Consider the following 25,028-nt stretch of genomic DNA (forward strand, 5'->3'; position numbering starts at 1 on the left):
CTTTGCTTGAAGTGCGTGTACAGTTGAACCTGTAAACACAACATGTGTTTTGTTTGGAGATAAGAAATGAACAACGCACCCTACACCGCCCCCTCACCCTGGGGCAAGACCATCAAGGCAGCACTGATCGCAACCGTCATGGTCAGCCTGATCATCCTCGCCTTCGTCTGGCCCACCAAGGCAGCGGAATACAAGAACCTGCCCGTATCCATCGCAGGCCCCGAAGTGAGCGTTAGCTCCTTTGAACAGGGACTGAAGGATAAGGGAATCGAAACCTTCGACTTTACCGTGGTCACCGACCGCGCGGCAGCAGAGAAGAGCATTAAGGAACGCCACTCCTACGGCGCCATTATCTTTATCGAAAACGGTGCCCCCGAAGTGCTCACCGCACCGGCAGCAAACGCCGCAGCAACCCAGATGCTCACCGGCGTAGCAACCCAGATGAACGCCCAGGTGCAGCAGAAGTTCGCCGAAACCAAAATGCAGGCACTGACCCAAGCCGCAGCTGACACCGAAAACCCTGTCGCTGCGGGCATGGCAAACGCAATGCTCGAACAGTACAAGGTTGAGCAGGCAAAGCTCGCCGAATTGCACGTGAACACCGTCCCCGTGGTGACCCTGGCAGAGACCGATAGCAATGGTACCGGCCTGGCAGTTGCCGCTTTCCCCCTGGTGATGGGTGGCACCATCGGTGCGGCAGTTACCCTGATTGCCGTGCAGGGCACCCTGCGCCGCTTTGTTGCCGTGGCACTCTACGGTGTCTTCGGCGGCCTGGCAATGACCCTGATTCTGAGCACCTGGATGGGCTTTATCCCCGGTGACTTCGGCCATCTCTGGCTCGCCTTCGGCATGAGCGCAGCGGCAACCAGCTACTTCATTGTCGGCGTTGCCTCCATGCTGGGCCTTGGCGGTGGTATGGGTATCGGCGCTCTGGTAAATATGTTCATCGGCAACCCGATCTCCGGTGCTAGCATGCCCCACGAATTCCTGCCCGCCTTCTGGGGCGAGCTGGGTCAGCTGATGATCCCCGGCGCATCCAATACTCTGCTGCGCTCCCTGGCATACTTCCCCGAAGCTAGCACCGGCGCCCAGTGGGGCGTGCTGGTAGCATGGGCTATCTTCGGTATGACCCTGGGTGCCATTGGCTGGTACTTCAAGGAGCGCCCGGTTGATGTTGCAGCCGCCGAAAAGGTGGAGCGTGAAAGCCTGATGGAAAAGGCAGTCACCGCCGCACAGGATATTGTTGCCACTCCCAAGGCAGCAAAGGCAACCATGAGCGTTTCGAACGCATAGTGGGCGGGCATAAAAAACCCGAACGGCTCCGCCAGGAATGGTGCAGAGCCTGAGCTAAGAGAATAACCACTCCGGGTATCTCTTATCTCCACGGGCTACACCGCACACCGGAGTGATCAACCCCGATAGGAACACGCTTTGGGTAGAGCGTGAACCTATCGGGGTTTCTCTATACCTTTTATAGGCGTTGAGTATGGGCAGTGCTGCCCGCGTGGTGAACACGCATAGGGCAAATATCTCTCGCACCGTACAATGAAGATATGAGCGAAGAAGAGCTGCAGCACGCACGTTTAGATCTCTGGCTATGGGCAGTACGATTGCTCAAAACCCGCAGCCTAGCCGCCGAAGAAATCAAGGGCGGTCATATTAAAGTCAACGGTTCCCCCGTCAAACCCGCGCATAAACTCAAGCGCGGCGATATTGTCACCCGCCGCCTGCCCGGCTGGGAACGCACCTTTAAAGTTGAGAAGCTCATTACCAAGCGTGTGGGCGCACCCATTGCCGTTACCTGCTATGAGGATCTGTCCGCCCCCAAACCCGCCTATCTTTCTATGCCTCCGGTTGCCAAAAGAGAACGAGGAGCCGGTCGTCCCACCAAAAAAGAACGCCGCGCCCTGGACGCGCTGCGCGCTCGCGATGCCGATTTTATGGGCTTTGGGGAGGAGATGTAGTGGGGGAGACACTGGGTACTGGCGAGCTAAACAGAATAGATAATCCGAGTGGTGAGCCGGGTGTGAATACTGAGCTGAAATCGGCTCATTCCGCCGCCCCCGAGGTGCAGCCTACGAGCCTGAACCGTCAGATTCTAGCCCTGGCTATTCCCGCCTTTGGTGCGCTCATTGCTGAACCTCTCTTCTTGCTCGCCGATTCGGCGCTCATTGGGCAGTTGGGCACCGCACATCTAGCGGGTATGAGTATAGCCGCAACCCTGATCGGTACCGTGGTGGGCCTGATGAATTTCCTCGCCTATTCGGTGACCCCCAGCGTGGCGCGCCATTACGGTGCAGGGAACTACTCCGCCGCCTATAAAAATGGTGTGGATGGAGCCTGGGTCGCACTCGGATTAGGTATTTTGCTCATGATGATCGGGTACGCACTCGCCGACCCGCTCCTGCTGGCTCTCGGTGCCACGGATGAAACCATGGGCTACGCGCGCGACTACCTGCACCACAGCTTCTGGGGCTTGCCTCCTATGATGGTTATTCTCTCCCAGGTGGGCACCCTGCGCGGTCTACAAGATACCGTCACCCCGCTGAAAGTTGCGGGCGTGGGTGCCGTGGTGAACTTTGGCTTGAATTGGGCTCTCATTTACCCTGCCGGGTTGGGTGTTGCCGGCTCCGCCATGGGCACCTCCATTACCCAGTGGCTCATGATGATTGCTTTGGGATTGGTTTTGCATCGCGGCATGGTGCGTTATAGGGTGGACTGGCGCCCTGATTGGGAGGGCGCTCGCTCGGTGCTTTCCCTGGGGTCTTGGCTTATGCTGCGCACCCTGTCTATGCGCGCGGCTATGCTGCTGACCGTGGTGATCGTGGCGCGTTTTGGTACTCAGTCTCTGGCGGCCTATCAGCTGGGTATGAGTATTTTCTCCCTCTTCCTTTATGCCCTGGATTCCCTGGCTATTGCCGCTCAGGCTCTGTTGGGTAAGGAGATGGGCGCGCGCGATCTATCCCGTGCCACTGAGCGGAGCGCGGTGCGTGCTCTGCTGCATCGCCTGGTGCGCATGAGCCTGCTCTATGGCACGGTGACCGCTCTGCTGTGCCTGCCCCTGGGGTATTGGGGCGCTTGGATTTTTACTCCCGATGCGCAGGTTCAGATGCTGCTGGGTGCTAGCTGCCTGATTATTGCCCTGGGGCAGCCCCTTGCCGCCTATGTGTTTGTGTTGGACGGTATTTTGATGGGTGCCCAGGATATGCGCTATTTGGCGTTGGGTACCTTTATGATGCTGATTAGTTATGTTCCCGTACTGGGCGCTATTTGGTGGGCTCACGGTAACGGTGCGTTGAGTAGTTTCTGGGCCTATTGTGCCCTGTGGGTTACCTATATTTTCTGGTATCAGGGTGTTCGCGCCGTGATTTTTGGTCGCCGCGTTGCTTCCGATGTGTGGATGAAAGCCTGAATCGTGACATAAATCACGTAATGAATCTCTCTTTTTAGATGATTACCTAGAGAATTTGGGGTATAGTCTACCCTAACACTTGTTGAAGGTGTTGTATAAAATAGTGGCGGCTCTCGACCGAATGATCAAAAACAACCGAGAACCGCCAGAACTCTAACATCAACCGTAGGAGGTTTATAGAGCTTATATAGTCTATCGCATCTGTTTGAGATGTCAAGTTGGAATTTTCCTAGATGGAACTATATAGTAAAAGGATTTTACGATGGTGAATATTTCCTATAATCGTCGTTCGGCTTTGCGGCTTGCTGCTCTCGGAGGGGCAGTTGCAGTAGTGGGCGTCACGATGCCTATTGCTGAAGCAGGGGAAACCTTACCGAATGGTTGCCGTGTTGGCAAGTTTGTGGAGAAGCTCGATGAAGTAACTTACATGTATGAGCTTATTTCTCCGGATAACAAGGTTGTTGGCTATACCTTGGATCGTAAGTCTCGCCAGTTGCTTAAGGCAGTTGTGCAGGAAGTTAACGCTAAGGGTGGTATTGTACCTCCTCCTGTTCAGGGGACTTCTACCCAGGCTGATCCTTGGGCATGTGCTCTTGCGATTGGTGAATTTGTAGCTTTGGCTGCATTCCCCTGGGCTCGTGGTGCAAAGGTTGCGTGGCGTTTGTTATCGATCGTGCGCCGGTATGGTGTTGATAAGACGGCACGCATCTTGACTGGGTCGTATCACCTCGCTGAAGCTTCTATGCGGACTCAGATTCGTCAGCTTATCGGCGATCTTACCGGCATAGGAGCAATTGCTCACGCATGTTTCAGTTAGAACGTACTAGCTGAGTTAACGGCTCCTTATCTGATATTTTGGGAGGAATGAAATGAACTATTTCGCGATTCTTGTGGCGGCTTTGAGCACAGTGATTCTGCTGGGTTTACGGGTGAAGCATGCCCTCTCGGCCCGCAATGGGACCAAAACCAAAAATAGGGAAGAGTACACTGGCTGGGAGTTTCTCAACGTAGCACTTGCAGCCCTCAGTCTTGCCACGCTCCCGGAATACAGCCGTGACATTGTGCGCTGGAACCTGATATTGGTCGGCTTTGTGCCCCTGGTATTCCACAGTCGCGGCTACGCCTACGGACTACCCAAACATTGGGCCGTCCTCGGTTCCCTCGCCTTCGGGCTGGCAGAAGCCATTATCTTCTGGATAGGCTTCTAAAAGCATGGATGCATGCGCCATATTAAAGCGGTGCCCGCCTGGTAGTACCAGGCGGGCACCGCTTCGTTAAAATGGCTCGGTATAGGTGCTAACTAGCGCTCAAAACGAGTCAGGCGCACAGAATTTGCTACCACCAGCACCGAACTAGCAGCCATAGCAGCACCGGCAATCATCGGGTTCAGCAACCCCGCCGCAGCCACCGGAATAGCCACCACGTTATAGCCAAAAGCCCAGAGCAGATTCGAACGAATCGTACCCAGCGTAGCGCGAGCCAAACGCACAGCGCGCGTAACCGATAGTCCATCGGAACGAACCAGCACAATATCGGCACTCGCAGCGGCAACATCGGTACCAGCCGCCATAGCAATACCCACCGTGGCGCTCGCCAGGGCGGGAGCGTCATTCACACCATCGCCCACCATAGCCACACGATGACCGGCAGCCTGTAGCTCATTGACCAGTTGCGCCTTATCCGCCGGGGTCATCTGCGCGTGTACATGCTCCGGAGCGATATTCAGCTCGCGCGCCACGGCAGCAACCGTCGCCGGGGCATCACCCGAGGCAATATGCGGCTGGATACCCAGCTCGCGCAGCTGCTGCACAGTTTCAAGAGCATCTGGCTTGAGGCTATCCTGCAGACAGATTACGGCGATGGCTTGCGAATCATAGGCCATAATAACCGTGGTAAGACCCTGATCCTGCAGGTTTTTAATCCTGCTCTGCTGGTCATCGGAGAGGCTCACGCCGCGCTCGGATACAAAACGAGGAGAACCAATCAGTACCCGCTGCTCAATCGAAGACTCACACTCCAAGGGGGTCTCCACCAGGGCGGATACGCCACCCGGAACACCCTCAAAATCGCTCACAACCGGCTCTCCGGCGCTCGCAATGCGACCCGCAGAAGAGTCTAAAGAATCAGCCGCTGCGACAATAGCGCGCGCAATCGGATGCTCACTCAAACGCTCCACCGCGGCGGCACGAGCTAGAATCGCAGCATCAATTATGGGTTCAGTAGAGCGGGCAAAAGACTCAAAATCTGCTGCGCGAACCACCGACATCGCGCCAGAGGTCAGGGTACCCGTCTTATCAAACACAATGGTGTCCACCCTAGCGGCACCCTCCAGAGCCTGAGCATTCGAAATCAAAACACCCAGCTGAGACCCGCGACCCGTACCCGCCAATAGAGCCGTAGGAGTCGCCAAACCCAAGGCACAGGGGCATGCAATAAGCACCACCGACACGGCAGCATTAAACGCCGAGGACGCATCCCCGCTGAACACCAGCCAGCCAATCAGAGTTAGCAGAGCAAGCACCAAAATAGTCGGCACAAAGACCGCCGACACGCGATCCGCCAGGCGAGCCACCGGCGCCTTCGATTCCTGAGCGGCGGTCACCAGAGCCGTCATCTGAGCCAGAGTCGTCTCGGCACCCACGCGCTCAGCGCGAACTGTCAGAGCACCCGAGGTATTGACCGTACCGCCCGTAACATCATCGCCAGCCTGCACGCTTACCGGCACGGACTCGCCGGTCAGCATAGACTCATCCACCGCCGAGGCGCCCTCAAGTACCGTGCCATCGGTAGCGATCTGCTCACCCGGGCGCACCAAAAACACATCCCCGGGCACAATATCGGCAGCATCAATCACAATCTCGCGCGTGGTACCGCCCTTATCGGTGCGCAGCAAAGTAGCCTGCGCCGGAGCAAGAGCCAATAGCGCCTTGAGAGCCTGCGAGGATTTAGCGCGCGTGCGATGTTCAATCACGCGCCCCGCCAGCAGGAAAGTCGTCACCATAGACGCCGAATCAAAATACAGGGGCGCATGGTGCCCGGCGTGCACATGGGCGGTCAGTGCCGGGTCCATCAGCAGCTGCGCCAGAGAATAACCGTAGGCGGAGATAACACCCAGACTCACCAGAGTGTCCATCGTGGAGGAGCCGTGACGAGCCGCCTTAAACGCCGCGCTATGGAAGGGTGCTGCGCACCAGGTAGCCACCGGAACGGTCAGAAGAGCGATGACCCAACCCCAATGGGGGAATTGTAGTGCCGGAACCATAGAGATCAGGAAAATCGGCACACTCAGCGCAATCGATACCCAGAGTCGAGACAGCAGGGGATCACTCTGCGCTTGGGTATCGGCAGGAGTATCTGCGCTTTTGAGGGTGGCGGTGTAGCCGGCGGCATTGACCGTATCGACCACTTGGCTATCGCTCAAAGTATCGGGTACGAGCACGCGGGCAGATTCCAGGGGGAGGTTCACGCTGGCGTCCGCGCCGACTTTGCGTAGTTTGCGTTCCACGCGCCCCACGCAGGAGGCGCAGGTCATGCCCTCAATATTCAGGTGTACTACGCGCATGGCTGGTTCAGTGGTGGGTGCCGCTGGGCTCCCTTGAGTGTCTAATAAATTTGCTGAATTGTTACTCATGATTGTATTTGTTGCTATTTAGTGTCTCTTGTGAGGGTGCTTATATAGCTTAAACACCTGTGGTTTAAACATCCCGTGGGGCAGTGATATTCCGTGAATCGGGGCGAGGCATGATGACGCGGCGAGTGCTAAAGCTCGATAGGGCAGAAGCAATACTGTGGATACGCCTCGGGCGGTACAGGCTCACTCGCCCACCCCGCCCGCAGTGTACACGTGCCGGATTCCCCGGCACTAGATAGCGGGAGTGAAGCCCGCCTCCACAATAGCGTCGGCAACAGCCTGGGAGTCCAGGGCGCCCTCGTGCTCAATGGTGATAGTGGAGATGCCGTCCTTGACAACCTCCACCTGCACATCGCTTACGCCCGGCAGCTCTTCGATCTCTTCACGCACGCTCATAGCGCAGTGGCCACAGGTCAGTCCGCTTGCCTTAACAACGGTGCTCATGATCTATCCTTTCTCGAAACAATCTGTACTCTATCAATCCTACTCCTTCCAAACGGCACGAGTAGAGAAAAAGGGGTGGGTGTCTGATAGACACCCACCCCTTTACGCTCAGAGCGCTATAGGTGCAGACTAGAGAGTCTGAGCCTGGATAGCGGTAATAGCCACAGTGTTAATAATGTCCTCAACGGTGGTACCGCGAGAGAGGTCATTGACGGGCTTACGCAGACCCTGCAGCACCGGACCCACAGCGGCAGCACCCGAAGACTGCTGCACAGCCTTGTAGGTGTTGTTACCGGTGTTCAGATCCGGGAAGATGAACACGGTTGCCTGACCGGCAACAGCGCTACCGGGCAGCTTGGTGGACGCAATGGACATATTCGATGCAGCGTCGTACTGAATCGGACCCTCAACCGCGAAATCGGGGTTAGATGCACGAACCAGCTCGGTTGCCTCACGCACGCGATCCACATCCTCACCGGAGCCGGAGGTGCCGGTGGAGTAAGAGAGCATAGCAACCTTGGGATCCACACCGAACTGGCGAGCGGTCTCAGCAGAAGCCTGAGCAATATCAGCCAGCTGCTCAGCGTTCGGGTTCGGGTTCACAGCGCAGTCACCGTACACCAGCACACGGTCTTCCATGAGCATCAGGAAGACAGAGGAAACAATCTTGGTGCCCGGGCGGGTCTTAATGAACTCCAGGGAGGGGCGGATAGTGTTCGCGGTGGTGTTAACCGCACCGGATACCATACCGTCAGCCAGACCCTTGTATACCAGCATGGTGCCGAAGTAGGAAGGATCAGCCATGCGGGTACGAGCAGCCTCAATGGTGACACCCTTGTGAGCGCGCAGCTCAGCGTAGGTTGCCGCGAAGTCCTCGGTGTACTCGTTATTATCAATGTCGATAATGCGCACATTAGCCGGCAGGGTAATACCCTCAGCCTGGCAAATCTCAGCGATCTTCGCGGGGTTACCCAGCAGAATCAGATCGCAGAAGTCACGGCGAGCAATAATCTCCGAAGCGCGCAGAATACGCACATCGTAACCCTCGGGCAGAACAATCGAACGACGATCAGCGCGAGCGGTCTCAATCAGGTTGTGCAGGAAGCGAGTGGGGGTAATGGACGCCGGGCGCTCCAGCTCCAGGCGAGCCAGCAGCTCCTGCTCATCCACATGCTGAGACCATTCGCCCAGAGCGGTCGCGATCTTGCGGGTCTGACCGCCGTCAATATTGCCGCGTACGCGAGCAACCGCACGACCAGCCTTGAAGGTATCCAGCTCGGTGTTCATTACCGGGAAGGGAGCGTTCTCAACCAGGGAGGAAATAACGGTGTTCTCCCAGGAAGAAGCCTCAAAACCGCCGGTCAGCAGCAGACCCGAAGGAGCCGGGAAGCTCGGAGCCAGAGCGGACGCCAGAGCAGCAACCACAACATCGGTACGGTCGCCGGGGACAATCACGAAGTCGCCATCAGCGAACTGCTCCAGGAAGTTAGCCACGGTCATAGCGCCGATCTTAACCTCGTGGATATCGCGGTCCAGATCTTCCTGAGTCAGACCCGAAGCTTCCAGACCCAGAGCCGAAACAACCTCGGCAACGGTGGGCTGGGAGAGCTCCTGAACCTCGTTGAGCACGTATACGGGCAGATTAGCCTCGCCGAGCTTAACGTTCTTCTCAATCTCTTCGCGCAGAGCCGCGGGAGCACGGTTCACAATCACAGCGAAGAGGTCAGCCTTGGCAGCCAGCAGCTCGCTACGAGCCACGTCCACGGCGTTAACAGCCTCGGCAACGGATGCCTCGTGGGCACCGAGCACAGCAATGACGGGCAGACCCAGGTCGCGGGAAATCTGCACGTTCAGATCGAATTCAACAGCCAGAGCGTTCTGGTTGGTCAGGTATGCACCGTCAACCACCACAACATCGCTATTGGCGGCAACCTTGGCGTACTCAGCCACGGCGCGGGAGGAGATTTCCTCAGCCTTGCCCTCAGCGATCAGTTCCAGAGCCTCGTCCAGGCTCACAGCGCCGCCAACCTGGGACTCGCTCAGGTTGAAGTTCTCGCGCATGAGGCGAACCATGGGGTCGTTCGCCGCAATATCGCCCTTGAAAATCGGGCGGAAGAAGCCAACGCGGTTCGCGCGCTTGACCAGGGAGTCGGTGATGCCCAGCGCAACCATGGTCTTGCCAGATTCGGGGTTCATCGCCGAAATATAAATACCGGTAGTCATTCTTTTCCTCAAAGAGAGTTACGGGATGTCCGCAACGCTTATGGCGCGCGGACGCTCATAGTTCTATTTTATGCCCCGCAGCGTATGATTTCTGCCCTCGAGGCGTAAATATCGACAGAAAAGCCGTGAGCTACAGCGCGCCGCACGGAGTGATAAGCGTAGGATGGTGAGTATGTTATTCGCATTTTCTGTAGCCCCCACCACCGCTAGCGACGATAGCGGCTCTGTACATGACGCCGTAGCCGAAGCGGTCGCCATTGTGCGTGCTTCCGGCCTGCCGAACCAGACCGGCCCCATGTTCACCACCATTGAAGGCGAGTGGGATGAATGCATGGCGGTCATTAAAGCCGCCACCGAAGCCGTGGGTAAGTACGGTCCGCGTGTGCAGCTGGTTATTAAAGCCGATATTCGCCCCGGTCACGACCACGGGGAAATCGAAGGCAAAGTACAGCGCCTCAACGACGCCATTGAGCGCATGAAGTAGGTAGCTCTCGCTCCTGAGAGAGCCGCGAACCTGTACCCTTAGTACATGGCGAAAAAGAGCAAAAAGCAATCATCCTCCCGAGCAAGCGAGCAGGAAAAGCCCGTAGCGGGAGCCGCTGCCGGAGTCTACGAGATTTCCACGGGAACCGCTGAGCTGGTGCCCGATGGTTACCACGCCGACGGCTGGTTGCTGCTCATTAACGGTGTGCAATCCTCCCATGTGATTGTGGGTCAGCCGCAAGAACTGGACTTTGAGTATATGCGCTGGATTGCTGCCCTGGTGCGCTCGCATGTGGGTGAGCATCTGAACCCGCAGGCGCTGCGTATTACCCACCTGGGTGGCGGTGCCTGCTCCATGGCGCGCTATTTTGCCGATGTGTACCCGGCGTCCCGTAATACCGTGGTGGAGCTGGATGCGCGCCTTGCCGAGCTGGTGCGCGGCTGGTTCGATATCCCCAAGTCCCCGCGGGTGAAGATTCGTGTGGGTGAGGCCGGTGCTGTTGCCGCCACTTTTGTGGAGTCCTCGCGCGATATTGTGATTCGAGATGTGTTCGCCGGGGATGTTACTCCCGTCTCTCTAACTACCAGCGATTTTGTGGGCACCATTGATTCTTCTCTGGCTCCCGGCGGTCTCTATGTCATCAATTGCGGGGATGACCGTACCCTGGCTAATGCCAAAGCGGATGCTGCTGCTCTGCTGGATCATTTTGAGTACGCCTGCGTTATTGCTGACTCGGCAATGCTTAAGGGTCGTCGCCGAGGCAATGTGATTCTTGCCGGTTCCCACTCACCCCTGCCCGAGGCTGGTAGTGTGCAAGCTGCTGCTATTGCTCGTGAGCTGATGAGCGGGGGAGTGCCCGCCCAGTATTGGGATAGTGCTAAAGTGCGGGCTTTTGCCGGTCGTTAGCTGCCCGTATAAACAATACATATCGCTCTATAGATAATTAGTTATATATCTATAGGGCGATATTTTGATAGATGCGGCCCGAACTCTGAAATAAAAGGCTCTATACAGGCATATACCCCCGAGTCGCCCTCGCAGAGTATCTACAATAGTGACTATGCGATACACCTACCTGGGACCTGCCGGAACCTTTACCGAATCGGCCCTGCTGAGCGTACCCGGCGCAGACAGTGCCGAACGAATCCCCGCCACCAGCGTGCCCAATGCCCTGGAACGCCTGGCGCTGGGAGAAGTAGATGCCGCCATGGTGCCCATCGAAAACTCCGTAGAAGGCGGCGTGAGCGCCACCCTGGATGCCATTTCCGCCTCCGAAGGCGTGCGCATTATCCGCGAGGTGCTCGTACCCATTCGCTTTGTGCTGGTCGCCAAGCCCGGTACCCGCATGGAAGATATTCGCACCATCTCAACCCACACCCACGCCTGGGCACAGGTGCGCGGCTGGGCTGAAGAAACCCTGCCGCAGGTAGACTACCTGCCCGGTTCCTCCACCGCCGGTGCCGCCGTGGGGCTGCTCGACAATGAACGCCCCGGCTATGAAGCTGCCATCTGCTCCCCGGCACTGCTGGAATACCACCCCGAACTGCAGGTGCTGGCAGACAATATCGGCGACAATAAAAACGCCGTGACCCGCTTCGTGCTGCTCTCACGCACCGCCGATATTCCCGAACCCACCGGTGCCGATAAGACCACTCTGACCGTACCCCTGCCCGCAGATCACGCCGGTGCACTCACCGCCCTGCTGGAGCAGTTCTCGGTGCGCGGAGTGAACCTCTCCCGCATTGAATCCCGCCCCACCGGCGAAAAGATGGGCTCCTACGCCTTTAGCATTGACGCGGACGCCCACATTTACGAGGCGCGTATGCGCGATGCCCTGCGCGGCCTGCACCGCGTGGCACCCGAGATTAAATTCCTGGGCTCGTACCCGCGCGCTGACCATCAGAGTACCGCACCGAGCGCAATCCATAGCGATGAGGCCTTCGCGGCGGCTCACGCCTGGGTTGAGTCTCTCTTCCCGAACGGTCGCCCAGCTGCTCTGCGTCGCTAATCTACTGACCCCCGCCCGTTATATAACCCCTTAAGGTACATTAGTAATCGTGATTGATATTAACCTCCTCCGTGAAAACCCCGAGATCTTCCGCGCCAGCCAGCGCGCACGCGGCAAGGACGAAAGCCACGTCGACCGTATCCTGGCAGCTGACGAGGCGCGCCGCCGCCTGATCGGCGAATACGAAACCCTGCGCGCCGAGCAGAACGCCTTCGGCAAGCAGGTTGCTAAGGCCCCCAAGGAAGAAAAGCCCGCCCTGGTTGCCCAGGCTAAGGAACTGGCAACCAAGGTCAAGGAAGCCGAAGCAGCCTCCGAAGCAGCAGCCGCAGAGTTTACCGAACTGCTCTCCTCCATTGAGAACCTCATCGTTGACGGCGTGCCCGTAGGCGGCGAAGACGACTACGTGGTTCTCAAGACCGTGGGCACCCCGCGCGACTTTGAAGCAGAGGGCTTCGAGCCCCGCGACCACCTGGAAATTGGCGAACTGGTAGACGGTATCGACATGGTGCGCGGCGCCAAGGTCTCCGGCTCCCGCTTCTACTTCCTCAAGGGTCAGGTTGCACGCCTGGAGCAGGCACTGATGTGGCTGGCACTGGACACCGCAACCGCTAATGGCTTCACCATGATGACCACCCCCACCCTGGTACGCCCCGAAATCATGAACGGCACCGGTTTTAACGTCAAGCACGACGATGAAATCTACCGTCTGGAGCGCGACGACCTGTACCTGGTCGGCACCTCCGAGGTGGCTCTGGCGGGCTACCACGCCGATGAAATCATTGACCTGAGCAACGGCCCCAAGAAGTACCTGGGTTGGTCCTCCTGCTACCGCCGCGAGGCAGGCTCCGCCGGTAAGGACACCCGCGGTATTATTCGCGTGCACCAGTTCAACAAGGCTGAAATGTTCGTCTACTGCCCGGTTGAAGAGGCTGAGGCGATGCACGAGCAGCTGCTGGTTCTGGAAGAAGAAATGCTCGCCAAGTGCGAGCTCGCCTACCGCGTGATCGACACCGCTGCGGGCGATCTGGGTACCAGCGCGGCACGCAAGTTCGACTGTGAGGCATGGGTTCCCACCCAGGGTACCTTCCGCGAGCTGACCTCCACCTCGAACTGCACCACCTACCAGGCACGCCGCCTGAACACCCGTGAGCGTACCGCCGATACCGTGGATGAGCAGGGCAATGTGAAGAAGGGCCGCACCCGCTCGGTGGCAACCCTCAATGGCACCCTGGCAACCACCCGCTGGATTGTGGCGATTCTGGAAACCCACCAGCAGGCTGACGGCTCGGTACGAATTCCCGAAGCGCTGCGCCCCTATATGGGTGGCGCTGAGGTGATCCCGGCCATTGCCTAAATTCTTATCTTTCTAGGGTGCGCCCCTGGAGCAGATAACCGCCCGGTAGTGTGAATACTACCGGGCGGTTGTGTGTTTTGAGACCGGGTTGATGTTGGGCTGCCCCGTGTGCTGTGTGCGGGAGTATGCTTGTACCTATGGCTATTAACCGTAAATTTCTGGGGTATTCGCTGGCCGGTGCTGCCCTCACTGCTGTGGGTACACGTATTACCGGTATGGTGCGTCAGCAGCGCCGTTTGATTGCGCCGTTGGTGGCGCCTTTGGGTGTGTGGGGTGCCCTGGAGCCTGCTGATAGCCGCCTGGTGGGTGTGGTGTATAACCCGTCGAAGGCGCAGGCGCGCGGCTATGTGCGTGATATTGAGCGTCGTGTGAGTGAGCTGGGTTGGCCGCGTGTGCTTACGCGTGAGACGACGGTGCTCTCGCCGGGTACACAGCAGGCGCGTGAGCTGGTGGATGCCGGTGCGCAGATTGTGGTTGCTATTGGTGGTGACGGTACGGTGGGCGCAGTGGCGCGCGGGCTGCTGGGTACCGAGGTGAGTTTGGGGATTATTCCAGCCGGTACGGGTAATCTTTTGGCCCGTAACTTGTACCTGCCGCTGGCTGATCGGGAACGCAGTATTGATATTGCGCTCAATGGTGCGGCGGTTCCGATGGACGCGATTTCTATGCGCAGTGATTCGGTGCGCGGCTCCCAAGAGTATACGTTTTTTGTGATGAGTGGTGCCGGGCTGGATGCCCAGGTGATGCACGAAACCAGCGAGGAGCTTAAAGCGCAGCTGGGGTGGCTTGCCTATGTGCGTACGGGTGCCGGTGCCCTGATGGGTAAGAGCCCGCGGGTGCGTATTACGGTTGATGATCAGCCGCCGTTTGAGACGTGCATGAAGTCGGTGCTGATTGCTAATTGTGGTCGCCTACAGGGTGGTTTGCAATTGGCGAGCCTGGCTGATTTGAATGATGGTCAGCTTGAGGTGATTGTGACTTCCCCGCGGACTCTGGCGGGCTGGATGGTGGTGATGGGTAAGGTGATGCGCCGTACCCTGTGGGGCCATGCCCCCCTGCAGTTGCCGGTGATGCAGCATTATGTGGGTAAGCGGGTGCGTATTGAGATGCTGGAGGGTGCTCAGCCGGTGGAGGTTGATGGTGACCCTGTGGCCTCTGCACGTGCTGTGCAGGCGCAGGTGCTGCCGGAGGTTCTGCGCGTGCAGGCGCATCCGGATGTGCTCTCCTTTGTGCAGCTCTAGAAAGAGCCTCGAAGGTCTTAATGTGCGCCATATCGCGTGTTCGCTCATGAGAACTTTCCCCAGAGTGCACGCCAAGAGACTCAAAAAGTGAGAAAATAGAGAGAAAAGGTACGCCCAGCACCCTCACCAGGGGTCGCAATGCGCCCAATCCACACCCGAGGATCGGCGCCGGGCGCCCATACACCTAACGAAAGAGTATGTATGCTGATTCTTGTTGTGAACGCAGGTTCCTCCTCCCTGAAGTACCAGGTGCGCGACACCGCCGCTCCCGAAGCTGAGCAGGTGCTTACCGTCGGCCTGATCGAGAACATCGGCACCGACATCCCCGACCACGACGCAGCCCTGGAAATCATGGCAGCAAAGCTGGAAGAGGTACTGGACGGCCGCGAGCTGGAGGCAGTGGGTCACCGCGTTGTGCACGGCGGCGAAGAGTTCACCCAGCCCGTACTGCTCAACGATGCAGTGACCGCACACATTGAAGAGCTCTCCTCCCTGGCTCCGCTGCACAACCCCGCAAATGTCAAGGGTATCCGCGCAGCATTCCACAAGTGGCCGCACCTGCCCCAGGTTGCTGTCTTCGACACCGCGTTCCACGCAACCATGCCCGAGCACGCATGGCGTTACGCAATCCCCGAGGAACTGTACAAGCAGTACGGTATCCGCCGCTACGGCTTCCACGGCACCAGCCACGAGTACGTCACCCACGTTGGCGCAGAGCTGCTGGGTATCCCCGTGGACGAGTTCAACGCTGTGGTAGCTCACCTGGGCAACGGCGCATCCGCAACCGCTGTTAAGGGCGGCAAGTCCATCGATACTTCCATGGGCTACACCCCCCTGGCAGGTCTGATTATGGGTACCCGCTCCGGCGATATCGACCCCTCGGTTCTGACCACCATTCTGCAGCGCGATGAGAGCATCGACGCAGCACGTCTGGACACCATCCTGAACAAGGAGTCCGGTCTGCTGGCACTGGCAGGCTCCAACGACATGCGTAAGGTTGTTGAGGCAGCACAGGCAGGCGACGAGCGTGCACAGCTGGCACTGGACATGACCGCATACCGCGTAGCATCTTACATCGGTGCCTACAATGTTGCAGTCGGCGGCGCACAGGCAATCATCTTCACCGCAGGTATTGGCGAGAACTCGGGCGACTTCCGCAAGCTGGTTCTGGACCGCCTGGGCGCACTGGGTGTTAAGTACAACGCTGAAGAGAATATGGTTCGCTCTCCCGAGCCTCGCGTGATCTCCACCGAGGACTCCGCTGTCAAGGTACTGGTCATCCCCACCAACGAGGAGAAGGCTATCGCCGAGGCAACCGAGGCACTGGCAACCAAGTAACGCCGGTTCACTTCTAAGGTTCTAAACCGTCGATAAACCGCCCGTTTCCTGAAAACATGCAGGAGATGGGCGGTTTTTCGCGCCCGCGTGCGGTAGAGTGGAAAGAAAAGCACGAGCGAAGAGAGACTATGAGCGAGCACCATTTCCCGCCCGGCGGGAACCTACCCGATGACCTCTCCCAGGGCTGGCTTCCGGAAGATACCCGTCAGAAGCCTCGTAGCCCCTTGCCTGAACCGACCGGTGGCGAGTTCCAGAGCCTGCTGCCTCGCCGACTGGTTGCTGCTCTACGCCACCCGGGCGAGATGCCCTGGCTTATTGTTGCCTATGCGACCACCATCATCTCCTATATTGCGCTGACGGTACTGGTGGTTGAGTTCCTCGCTCACCTGGTGCGCGGTACTTTCGATCGCTCCGGTGCCCTGGATTCGGGTGTAAGTAGCGGCTCGAGTACCGTATCCCAGTTCGTGATGGGTCTGCTGTTGGCACCCCTGATTATTTATGTGGCTCGTGCTTTCTTCTACGCTCAGCAGCGTGCGCGCGGTATTCGTATTACGCCCACGCAGTTCCCTCAGGCTTACTATATGATTGCTGAGGCTGCGCGTGCTGCCGGTCTGCGCCGTATGCCCGATGCCTATGTCATTTCCGGTAATGGCGCTATTAATGCCTTTGCCTCCGGTCACGGCCACCGTCGTTATATTGCCCTGTACTCGGACCTTTTTGAGGTCGGTGGCGCCAGCCGTGACCCGGATGCCCTGCGTTTTGTGATTGGTCACGAGATCGGTCATATTGCTGCCGGTCATGTCAGCTACTTCCGTCTGTTGCTGAGCAATACTTTCTTGAATATCCCGATTCTGGGTGCTGCTCTGTGCCGTGCTCAGGAGTACACCGCCGATAATTTCGGGTACCGTTTCTGCCCCGAGGGTGCTAAGGGCGGTATGAAGCTGCTGGCTGGCGGTAAGTACCTGAATGCTCAGGTGAACTTTGATGAGTTCGCCAATCGTGCTGTTAATGACGGCGGTTTCTGGATGTGGCTGGTTAATGCTTCTGCCACTCACCCGATTCTGCCCCTGCGTTTCCACGCGATTCGCAATCGTGATGAGCCGGGTCGTCTGTTCTGGCGCCCGACTGTGAACCCGCCCGGTCCTGCGCCCTCGTTGGTTCCGCCCTCTGAGCGTACTGCGCTTATGCCCGACCCGCAGCAGGCTATTGCCTTTATGGACGAGAACCGTGCGGCGTGGGAGTCCTATAGTTTGGATACGGTGCAGGTTTTTGAGAAGCCCGCTCAGCCTCCGGCTATTGAGGGTACTCTGTACGCCGGTTGGATGGATCGTGCTTCTGCTGCTGAACATGAGGCGTTTATGCGCGCCTATTCTGCGGTTCCGGCTCCCGGCCAGATGCCTGCCCCGGGACAGTCTGTGGCTCCGGTATTCCCGCCGAATCAGCAGCCTCCCGCAGGCTACGGCGACCCCATCCCTCCCCAGGCTTAGGCTATAGATATCAATAGTGAAGTACCCCGGCGTGCGGTAGTGCGCCGGGGTACTTTTATGCCCGAGGCGTCAGTGAGATAATAGAACTATGCTCGCAAAAATTTTCAAAAGCATCGACCTGATGCTCTGGCTGGTTATTATCTCCCTCCTAACGGCGATCCTTTTGCCCGCACGGGGCGACTTCGCCACGATCTTTGCGACAGCAACCTCCTGGATTATCGCATTCCTCTTCTTCCTCTACGGCGCGCGCCTATCCACTCGCCAGGCGCTCGCGGGTCTAACCCATTGGCGACTGCACCTGACGATCCTCAGCTTCACTTTTATTCTCTTCCCCGTGATCGGTGTACTGCTGGCACCCCTGAAATATGTGGTGGGTGACGGGCTCTATGCGGGTATTCTTTACCTGACCTTGGTGCCCTCCACCATTCAGGCATCCGTTGCTTTTACCTCCATTGCGCGCGGTAATGTTGCCGGCGCTATTGTCAGCGCCTCCCTCTCCAGTCTGATGGGTGTGGTGGCAACCCCGCTGCTGGCAATGCTGCTCATGAACGGTGGGCACGTACAGATTTCCGGCAAGGTATTTGTGGATATTGCCGTGCAGATTTTCCTGCCCTTTGTGCTCGGTCAGCTGGTGCAGAAATGGGTGGGGCCCTTTGCGCGCACCAAGGTTGCTAAGTGGACCGATAAGCTGACCGTGATGATGGTGGTGTATTCGGCGTTCTCGGCAAGTATGGTCGCCGGTATTTGGACCTCGATCGCGTGGTGGCAGGTGGTTCTGCTGATTGTGATTGCTTTCGTCCTGGTGGCTCTTATGCTCTGGTTGACGTCCTTGATTGCCACCCGCCTGGGCTTTAACCGCGCCGATCGTGTGGCGATTATGTTCTGCGGCTCGAAGAAGTCCCTGGCGGCTGGTCTGCCCATGGCGACCATTATTTTCGGTGCGGGAACTATTGGTCTGCTGATTCTGCCGTTGATGATTTTCCATCAGATTCAGCTGATGATGTGCGCTTGGCTTGCAGGGCGTCTCTCGCACGACCCGCTTACTCCCGAGGAGCTTGAGGCTCAGGCAGCGTAGATTCTGACTCCACGATAAGTCGTACAGGGGTGGATAGTGTAAAAAATCGCGATTTTTTACACTATCCACCCCTGTCTCTATGCCATACTGTAAAAACAGCCATTTTTTACGCTATGACTGAGCGATTTTCTCACCAATCAATTTTATCTATATAGCCAAGTAGTTATACTAGTCGAGTTCGACAATCAGGGGAGCGTGGTCGCTCGTGCCCTCACCCGCGCGCTCCTCGGTATCCACAGTCGCAGACTTTACGCGAGCCGCCAAAGCCTGCGAGTAGAGCTGGAAGTCAATACGCATACCTTCATTCTTGCTCAGGCGACCCGCCTGATAATCCCAATAGGTATAGCCCTCAGTGCCCGGCAGTAGATCGCGTACCACATCGCTCAGACCCGCATCCAGCATTGCCTGGAACGCCGCACGCTCAGGAGCCGAAACATGGGTCAGCTGATTCTCACGGAAGAAATCAATATCCCACACATCGCTATCCAAAGGCGCCACATTCCAATCACCCACCAGGGCCAGCTGCAGATTCGGATCATCGGCCAGCCAGGACTCAACACTAGTGCGCAGCTGCTGCATCCAGCGCATCTTATAGTCCATATGGGGGTCATCCAGGCCGCGGCCATTAGGAACGTACAGGCTCCAGATACGCACGCCATTGCAGGTAGCGCCAATAGCGCGCGCCTCCACTACCTCCGGCTCACCGGGCTTACCAAAGGCAGGCTGGGAGGGAAAAGCACGCTGAACATCCTCAAGACCCACGCGGGAGGCAATAGCCACGCCATTCCACTGGTTTAGACCAAAGTGCGCCACATCGTAGCCCATGAATTCAAAAACATCCCAGGGGAACGAATCATCCTTGGTTTTCGTCTCCTGCAGCGCCAGTACATCCGGTTCGTGGGTTTCCAGCCACTCTTCCAGACGGTCGGCGCGGGCACGAATTGAGTTAATATTCCAGGTCGCGATTTTCATGCTCTCTAGCTTACCCCACCAACACGACCCGGCGAGTTACGGGAAAGAGTAAGGGCACCGAGTTTGGGGTGTAAAACTCGGTGCCCTTGAATGAGCAGACCCCACCGTCGCGGTCTGATCACAGGACATACTCCGCGATTAGAGAAACGGAATATGTCCTGTGCACCGGGATTCAGAACGTAGAAAGAACCCCGATGCAGCCTATACCCGTGCGGATTCTAGGAATCCAGTAGATCCCGGTGAGTGGTCACCAGAATCTTCACGGCGGTCTCGTTATGGTTGATGAGAGTGTCAAAACCCTTATCGACCAGGTCGTCAATGAAGATCTTGCCGGTAATAAACGGCTCAAGATTGATCTTGCCGGACTCCACCAGAGCAATGCTCTCGGGGTGGTTATTCACATAGGCAATGGTGCCGCGGATATCCAGTTCCTTGAGCACAATCTTCTGCATATTCAGCTGTGCTGGATGACCCCAAATGGAGACAATCACAATGCGCGCGGTGGGCTTAACGGCGTCCAGAATCAGATCCAATGCCGGCTGAACCGAGGTGCATTCAAAGGCGGTATCGGCACCGCGACCGTCGGTCAGGCGCTGAATTTCGGCAAGAACATCACTCTCGGCGGGGGAGAATGCATAATCGGCAACTCCCGCATCGATAGCCTTGGCGCGGCGCAGGGACGAGAGTTCAGAAATAATGACCTTCAGGCCCTTTGCCTTCAGCACCGCGGCGGTGAGCAGACCGATCGGGCCGGCGCCGGTAACCAGTGCGTACTGACCTTCTGTCAGTTCGCCCGCGCGCTCCACGGCGTGAACCGCTACGGTCAGGGGCTCAATGAGCGCCGCCTGGTCCAGGGGGATATTCTTGGAAATTTTATGCACCCAGCGACGCTTGACGCTAATGGTTTCCGACAGGCCACCGCCGCGACCGGCAAGACCAATAAAGTTCATATCCTTAGACAGGTGGTAGGTCTTGGATTCAGGGCCCACGTCCACACTATCGTCAACAATATAGGGCTCAACGATTACGTGATCGCCGACTTCCAGGTCAGTGACGCCTTCACCCAGGGCACTGACGGTACCGGAGAATTCGTGGCCGAGGGTAACGGGGGCGTCTTCGCCGGAGAGGGGGTGGGGGTGACCGTGGGAGGGACAGAAGATTGGTCCGTCCAGGTATTCGTGCAGGTCGGTGCCGCAAATGCCGCACCAGGCAACCTGAATGAGGACTTCACCTGGTGCAACCTCGGGGGTGGGGATGTCTTCAATACGTATATCGTTGCGGTCGTAGAAACGAGCTGCCTTCATGCTCTGCTCCTTAGTGCACAGCGTATATGCTGCGGGTTGGGGACGGGAGTCGGTTGGCTCCTTAACCTCACCCTACTCTCTTGAATCTCAAATGTCATCAGATGCTATATTTTGAGTGAATAATTCGTCATATTGACGTCATTATGACGTTAGTAGATAGCTGTTCTCATATACAGGCATGAAATTTTCACAGATACTTGAAAAATTATTCAGTGTAGTACTGACCTTTAGTATGCCCCGTGCACGGGCATAAGAGGATTAGATCTACCGTAGTTGAAAAGTTCGGCTAGGCGAACTATGATGAGAGTAGAAGATGAAAACCATTCGCATAAGAGTGTAATGGACTTTATCGACACTCACACACCGTACGCACTGATGGGAGAGACCAATGAAGAGAAAATTCCCTCTGGCAGCCATCCTGTTGAGCATCCTGGCTCTGGTACTGGCTGCATGCTCCGCTGCCCCCAAGGCAGAGGGTCAGAAGAAAACCGTGCTGACCACCTTCACCGTGCTCGCCGATATTGCGCAGAATGTTGCCGGCGATCACCTAAACGTGGAGTCGCTGACCAAACCCGGCGCGGAAATCCACGAATATGAGCCCACCCCCAGCGATATTAAAAAGGCAGCTAAGGCCGATCTGATCCTGGATAACGGCCTGAATCTGGAAAGCTGGTTCGAGAAGTTTGTCAAGGACTCCGACGCTAAGCACGCTACCGTGAGCAATGGGGTGAAGGTCATTAATATTACCGAAGACGCCTACGCGGGTAAGCCCAATCCTCACGCCTGGATGAGTCCGAGCAATGTGCAGAAGTACGTGGACAATATGGTCACCGAATTCTCTGCCCTGGACCCCGCGCACGCCGATGACTTCAAGAAGAACGCCGAGAGCTATAAGCAGAAGCTGCAGCAGGTCAAGGACGATATGGTCAAGGAACTGGGCACCCTACCGGAGTCTCAGCGCGCCCTGGTGACCTGTGAAGGCGCCTTCTCCTATCTGGCACAGGATGCCGGTATGAAGGAAAAGTACATTTGGGCCGTTAACTCCGAGCAGCAGGCAACCCCCTCGCAGATTTCCTCCGTGATTAGTTTTGTGAAGGAATCTCAGGTTCCGGCGGTCTTCTGCGAATCCACCGTGACCGATGCACCCATGCAGCAGGTGGTAGATGCCACCGGTGCCCGTTTTGGCGGCGTGCTCTATGTGGATTCCCTCTCGGATGCTAATGGCCCCGTGCCGACCTACCTGGATATGATCCGCCACGATGCTCATACCATCGTCAAGGGTCTGACCGGTAAGTCCTAAGATCTCAGCCCGCGGGTTGATAGATACGTGAATACCGATTCTCCCGCTGCCCTTTCACGGCTTCGAGGCGCGGGAGGGTCGGTATTCATCCGTCCAAGGGCGCTATGCGGCGTATCAGAGTATTACCTTGGGTGCACTCCGGTAGGAGCTGGGATACTCTCGTAGTGTCAGATTATTTTCTAGAAATATAAGCTATGGTCAAGAATATTTTCTCCTCTGCCCAGAGCGCGGGGGAGCAGAATTCCCCCATTCTGCAGGTGCAGAATGTGAGCGTGAATTACGGTAGCGTGCAGGCGCTGCACAATGCCAGCCTGAGTGTGCGTCAAGGCTCTATTTGCGGTCTGATTGGTATGAATGGCTCGGGTAAATCCACCCTTTTTAAGGCAATTATGGGGGTTCATCACGCACAGAGTGGTAGCGTGCTGATTGATAATCGAGCGCCCGCCCTGGCCCGTAAGGCGGGAACGGTCAGCTATGTGCCGCAGAGTGAAGATATTGACTGGTCTTTCCCTGTTTCCGTGGGTGAAGTGGTGGCTATGGGTCGCTACCGTAACCTGGGTCTGACTCGCCGTTTGCGCCCCGCCGATAAACTGGCAGTGCAGCATGCCCTGGAGCGTGTGGAGCTGCACGAGCTGGCGCATCGTCAAATTGGTGCTCTCTCGGGTGGTCAGCGTAAGCGTGCGTTTGTGGCTCGCGCTATTGCCCAGGGCGCCCAGCTGCTGCTGCTGGATGAGCCCTTTGCGGGCGTGGATAAGCGCAGTGAATCTATGCTGGTTGAGGTGCTGCAGCAGTTGCGCGATGAGGGTGCTTCGGTGCTGATTTCTACTCATGATTTGGCGTCTTTGCGTACCTTTGCCGATGATGCGGTGCTGCTGCGTAAAACTGTGCTCATGCAGGACACCCCCGATCGTGTGTTGCAGCCGCAGAACCTTATGCGTGCCTTCGGTATGGAGGTTGATGCGGGCACCTCTTCGAGCTCTCAGTCCGAGCTATCTAACGCTGATCTATCCCGGGAAGGGGAGTAAAAGTGATTGAATTTCTGACCGAACCTTTTACTCTGCCCTTTATGATGCGCGCCCTGATTGCCACGCTCATGGCGGCGAGTGTGTGCGCTCTGCTTTCTTGCTGGTTGGTTATGCTCGGCTGGTCATTGATGGGCGACGCCATTTCTCACGCTGTGGTTCCGGGCGTGGTGCTCGCCTATATCTTTGGTCTGCCTTTTGCCGTGGGTGCTGTGATTGCGGCTCTGTGCGCGGTGGCGCTGATTGGCGCGGTGCGTTCCAGCGGGCGTGTGCGTGAAGATGCCGCTATTGGCATTGTCTTTACAACTCTCTTTTCCTTCGGCCTGGTGCTTATTTCCGTTACGGCAACGAATACCGATTTGAATCATATTCTTTTTGGTAATGTGCTGGGCGTTTCTTGGGGCGATATTTGGCAGATCGGTATTTTGGCGGTGATTGTGGCTGCCGTGTTGCTGATGAAGCGCCGTGATTTTGTGCTCTATGCTTTTGACCCCGGGTTTGCGCACGCTATTGGTTTGCGCCCGCGCCTGCTCGGTGGCATTTTGCTGGTGATTTTGGCGCTCACTTCGGTGGTGGGTTTGCAGATTGTGGGTGTGGTGCTGGTGGTTGCCATGCTGATTATTCCGGGCTCTACCGCTCGACTGCTCACGGATCGTTTTGTGCCTATGCTGGTGATCGCGGTGGCTGTGTCGGTGCTGGGTACCGTGGTGGGTTTGTATGTGAGCTACTATGCGGATGTTTCCTCCGGCGGTGCTGTGGTGCTGGTGCAGGGTCTGATGTTCCTGGCGGTGTATGTTCTGGCGCCTCGTTACGGGGTGTTGGCGCGCTGGCGTGCGCGTCGGCAGAGTGCTGCTCTTTCCTAGAGGGCTAGAGCATAAGAGATATATAGGTGGAGCCCCGGATAGTGTATCCGGGGCTCCATGCCGTTTTAGAGTGTTGAGACAAAGAGGGACGCGGCGGCGGCAACACCCAGGGGTAGTGCCTGCGCGCTGTGCTCCTGGTGCTCAGCCGGGATAACGCGTACGTTAATTGCTTCGGAGAAGGGGGCGCCTTCTTCAATGAGTAGGGAGGCGCCGGGGATAATGCCGTGCTCGTGCAGGTATCGTAGTAGGCGCGGGTCGGCGTCATCAATGCGCTCGACCAGTACGCGGTCTCCGGGTGTGCATTGGGTCAGGGGCACGGTTTGGGGGAAGTGCATATTGCCTTGGGCGTCCGGGATAGGGTCGCCGTGTGGGTCGCGGGTGGGGTGACCCAGTAGGCTGTCGATTCGCTCGATCATAAAGTCGGAGACGGCGTGTTCGAGCACTTCGGCTTCGTCGTGTACATTGTCCCAGGTGTATCCCAGGGTTTGCACCAGGAAGGTTTCGATTAGGCGGTGGCGGCGGATCATTGCCAGGGCATAGGTTCGCCCCTGCGCGGTGAGTTCTATGCCGCCGTAGGGTTGGTGTTCAATGAGATCGGCTGCCGCTAGTCGTTTGAGCCCGTCTGAGACGGAGGAGATGCGCAGGCCCATATGTACCGCGAGAGTGGTTGCGGTGGCGGGTGTGCCGGACCATTCTTCGATAGCGTAGATGCTTTTGAGATAGTTTTGGGTGCTGACGGAGAGTTCTGAGAGCGGCATGGTTTAAGTGTACCGGGCGGTATGGGGGTGTGCCCAATGGTTGGTAAAAATTTTTTTATGGGGTGTTTACCTTGTGTTTTCGGGGTTCGAGCGCAAAAGAGAAAAATTTCCT

At 57.3% G+C, this 25,028-nt stretch carries 22 protein-coding genes; 16 read left to right on the top strand and 6 right to left on the bottom strand.

Going from position 1 to position 25,028, the window contains the following annotated elements; all coding sequences use genetic code 11:
• The first annotated feature begins 66 nt into the window (after positions 1-66).
• The 5 genes from Q4P78_RS00625 (at position 67) to Q4P78_RS00645 (ending at position 4,620) form a co-directional block, all read left to right on the top strand.
• Positions 67-1,293, top strand: coding sequence for an ABC transporter permease (locus Q4P78_RS00625; RefSeq protein WP_303338373.1), 1,227 nt, complete (start codon positions 67-69; stop codon positions 1,291-1,293).
• 260 nt (positions 1,294-1,553) lie between these two features.
• Positions 1,554-1,964, top strand: a complete 411-nt coding sequence (locus Q4P78_RS00630) for an RNA-binding S4 domain-containing protein (protein WP_303338374.1) — start codon at positions 1,554-1,556, stop codon at positions 1,962-1,964.
• A 62-nt stretch (positions 1,965-2,026) separates the two neighbouring features.
• Positions 2,027-3,412 carry an MATE family efflux transporter gene (locus Q4P78_RS00635; RefSeq protein ID WP_303338375.1) on the top strand — a complete coding sequence of 462 codons (1,386 nt, stop codon included), beginning with the start codon at positions 2,027-2,029 and terminating at the stop codon, positions 3,410-3,412.
• 262 nt (positions 3,413-3,674) lie between these two features.
• Complete coding sequence (locus Q4P78_RS00640) at positions 3,675-4,229, top strand: hypothetical protein (RefSeq protein WP_303338376.1); 555 nt, start codon at positions 3,675-3,677, stop codon at positions 4,227-4,229.
• A gap of 52 nt (positions 4,230-4,281) precedes the next feature.
• On the top strand, positions 4,282-4,620 hold the full coding sequence (locus Q4P78_RS00645; protein ID WP_303338377.1) for a hypothetical protein: 339 nt from the start codon (positions 4,282-4,284) through the stop codon (positions 4,618-4,620).
• 92 nt (positions 4,621-4,712) lie between these two features.
• Here Q4P78_RS00645 and Q4P78_RS00650 read toward each other — a convergent pair whose 3' ends face one another.
• From Q4P78_RS00650 to pta, 3 genes are all read right to left on the bottom strand, one after another.
• Positions 4,713-6,974, bottom strand: a complete 2,262-nt coding sequence (locus Q4P78_RS00650; RefSeq protein WP_303338378.1) for a cation-translocating P-type ATPase — start codon at positions 6,972-6,974, stop codon at positions 4,713-4,715.
• Between the two features lie 300 nt (positions 6,975-7,274).
• On the bottom strand, positions 7,275-7,490 hold the full coding sequence (locus tag Q4P78_RS00655) for a heavy-metal-associated domain-containing protein (protein ID WP_303338567.1): 216 nt from the start codon (positions 7,488-7,490) through the stop codon (positions 7,275-7,277).
• 126 nt (positions 7,491-7,616) lie between these two features.
• Positions 7,617-9,710, bottom strand: a complete 2,094-nt coding sequence (gene pta / locus Q4P78_RS00660) for a phosphate acetyltransferase (protein WP_303338379.1) — start codon at positions 9,708-9,710, stop codon at positions 7,617-7,619.
• A 172-nt stretch (positions 9,711-9,882) separates the two neighbouring features.
• Here pta and Q4P78_RS00665 point away from each other — a divergent pair, with 172 nt between their 5' ends.
• From Q4P78_RS00665 to Q4P78_RS00700, 8 genes are all read left to right on the top strand, one after another.
• A complete protein-coding gene (locus Q4P78_RS00665) occupies positions 9,883-10,194 on the top strand; it encodes a thiamine-binding protein (protein WP_303338380.1) in 312 nt (103 codons plus the stop codon).
• Between the two features lie 45 nt (positions 10,195-10,239).
• Positions 10,240-11,100, top strand: coding sequence for a spermidine synthase (locus Q4P78_RS00670; RefSeq protein WP_303338381.1), 861 nt, complete (start codon positions 10,240-10,242; stop codon positions 11,098-11,100).
• A gap of 154 nt (positions 11,101-11,254) precedes the next feature.
• On the top strand, positions 11,255-12,202 hold the full coding sequence (gene pheA / locus Q4P78_RS00675; protein WP_303338382.1) for a prephenate dehydratase: 948 nt from the start codon (positions 11,255-11,257) through the stop codon (positions 12,200-12,202).
• A gap of 49 nt (positions 12,203-12,251) precedes the next feature.
• Complete coding sequence (serS, locus tag Q4P78_RS00680) at positions 12,252-13,556, top strand: serine--tRNA ligase (protein ID WP_303338383.1); 1,305 nt, start codon at positions 12,252-12,254, stop codon at positions 13,554-13,556.
• Between the two features lie 137 nt (positions 13,557-13,693).
• Positions 13,694-14,797 (top strand): diacylglycerol kinase family protein, encoded by a 1,104-nt coding sequence (locus Q4P78_RS00685; protein ID WP_303338384.1) that lies wholly within the window; start codon positions 13,694-13,696, stop codon positions 14,795-14,797.
• Positions 14,798-14,998: 201 nt separating this feature from the next.
• Positions 14,999-16,135, top strand: coding sequence for an acetate/propionate family kinase (locus tag Q4P78_RS00690; protein WP_303338385.1), 1,137 nt, complete (start codon positions 14,999-15,001; stop codon positions 16,133-16,135).
• Positions 16,136-16,263: 128 nt separating this feature from the next.
• Entirely contained in the window at positions 16,264-17,622 is a 1,359-nt protein-coding gene (locus Q4P78_RS00695; RefSeq protein ID WP_303338386.1) for a M48 family metallopeptidase, read from the top strand.
• 88 nt (positions 17,623-17,710) lie between these two features.
• On the top strand, positions 17,711-18,697 hold the full coding sequence (locus Q4P78_RS00700; RefSeq protein WP_303338387.1) for a bile acid:sodium symporter family protein: 987 nt from the start codon (positions 17,711-17,713) through the stop codon (positions 18,695-18,697).
• A 168-nt stretch (positions 18,698-18,865) separates the two neighbouring features.
• Here the strand turns inward: Q4P78_RS00700 and Q4P78_RS00705 are convergent, their stop codons facing one another.
• Positions 18,866-19,669 carry an exodeoxyribonuclease III gene (locus tag Q4P78_RS00705; protein WP_303338388.1) on the bottom strand — a complete coding sequence of 268 codons (804 nt, stop codon included), beginning with the start codon at positions 19,667-19,669 and terminating at the stop codon, positions 18,866-18,868.
• 218 nt (positions 19,670-19,887) lie between these two features.
• A complete protein-coding gene (locus tag Q4P78_RS00710; protein ID WP_303338389.1) occupies positions 19,888-20,973 on the bottom strand; it encodes a 2,3-butanediol dehydrogenase in 1,086 nt (361 codons plus the stop codon).
• 388 nt (positions 20,974-21,361) lie between these two features.
• Between Q4P78_RS00710 and Q4P78_RS00715 the strand changes: the two genes are divergently transcribed.
• The 3 genes from Q4P78_RS00715 to Q4P78_RS00725 all read left to right on the top strand — a co-directional run bounded on the left by Q4P78_RS00715 (position 21,362) and on the right by Q4P78_RS00725 (position 24,158).
• Complete coding sequence (locus tag Q4P78_RS00715; protein ID WP_303338390.1) at positions 21,362-22,273, top strand: metal ABC transporter substrate-binding protein; 912 nt, start codon at positions 21,362-21,364, stop codon at positions 22,271-22,273.
• Between the two features lie 194 nt (positions 22,274-22,467).
• Complete coding sequence (locus Q4P78_RS00720; RefSeq protein WP_303338391.1) at positions 22,468-23,298, top strand: metal ABC transporter ATP-binding protein; 831 nt, start codon at positions 22,468-22,470, stop codon at positions 23,296-23,298.
• A 41-nt stretch (positions 23,299-23,339) separates the two neighbouring features.
• Positions 23,340-24,158 carry a metal ABC transporter permease gene (locus Q4P78_RS00725; RefSeq protein ID WP_303338568.1) on the top strand — a complete coding sequence of 273 codons (819 nt, stop codon included), beginning with the start codon at positions 23,340-23,342 and terminating at the stop codon, positions 24,156-24,158.
• 65 nt (positions 24,159-24,223) lie between these two features.
• Here the strand turns inward: Q4P78_RS00725 and Q4P78_RS00730 are convergent, their stop codons facing one another.
• Positions 24,224-24,916 (bottom strand): metal-dependent transcriptional regulator, encoded by a 693-nt coding sequence (locus Q4P78_RS00730; protein WP_303338392.1) that lies wholly within the window; start codon positions 24,914-24,916, stop codon positions 24,224-24,226.
• Positions 24,917-25,028 lie beyond the last annotated feature (112 nt).

Origin of the sequence: Rothia sp. (in: high G+C Gram-positive bacteria) (assembly GCF_030540545.1) — a bacterium.
Taxonomy (GTDB): domain Bacteria; phylum Actinomycetota; class Actinomycetes; order Actinomycetales; family Micrococcaceae; genus Rothia.